Source organism: Neglectibacter sp. X4, assembly GCF_009917365.1.
GTDB lineage: Bacteria > Bacillota > Clostridia > Oscillospirales > Acutalibacteraceae > Acutalibacter.
Genome location: NZ_QWLE01000276.1, coordinates 1 through 630 on the forward strand (window position 1 = coordinate 1; position 630 = coordinate 630).

Consider the following 630-nt stretch of genomic DNA (forward strand, 5'->3'; position numbering starts at 1 on the left):
AAAAGCAGAGGATTATGTGGAAAATCCGATTTTGTCCTATATTGAATCCTACGCTTCTTCAACAGCAGAGCTGGTCAGCGAGATTCTGCAGTATGCAGCGCCAAAGAAAACACTTATTAAGCTGGAGGCAGAAGCGCTCCTTGCAGGAATGACAATCGATACTAACCGCTTTGCTGTAAAGACCGGCGTCAGAACTTTTGAGGCTGCGGCATGGCTCAGACGATCCGGCGCAGACACTGCAGAAGTAAAGCGATTTTTCCAGACTGATCTGGAGGCATTTAAGATTCGTGCAAAGTGTATTGCAGCTGCGGACTTTCACGAAAAAGGCGTTGCAACCTCCATCTGTGAAGGCTGCAATGAAGATGCGCAGGTAGTAAATTCTCAGGTTGCAGATGAGCTTTTGACTATCAAGGACATTAAAGCTTCCTTTGTGGCAGGAAGAACTTCACAGAGAAAAACAGTAATAAGCGCCAGATCTTTGGGGGAAATCAACGTACAAGTAATTATGGAAAAACTGGGCGGGGGCGGACATCTAACCACGGCGGGTGCGCAGGTGGACTGCAGCCCTGAGGAAGTTATAGAGAAAGTGTTGGAATTACTAAAATAAAAGGAGAGATAAAGATGATTGTA

The 630-nt window shown here is 45.9% G+C and carries 1 protein-coding gene; it reads left to right on the top strand.

Annotation, left to right across the window (positions count from 1 at the left end):
• Positions 1-607, top strand: a 607-nt coding sequence (locus D1841_RS18100; protein WP_237077190.1) for a DHHA1 domain-containing protein, incomplete at its 5' end; no start/stop codon positions are given.
• Positions 608-630 lie beyond the last annotated feature (23 nt).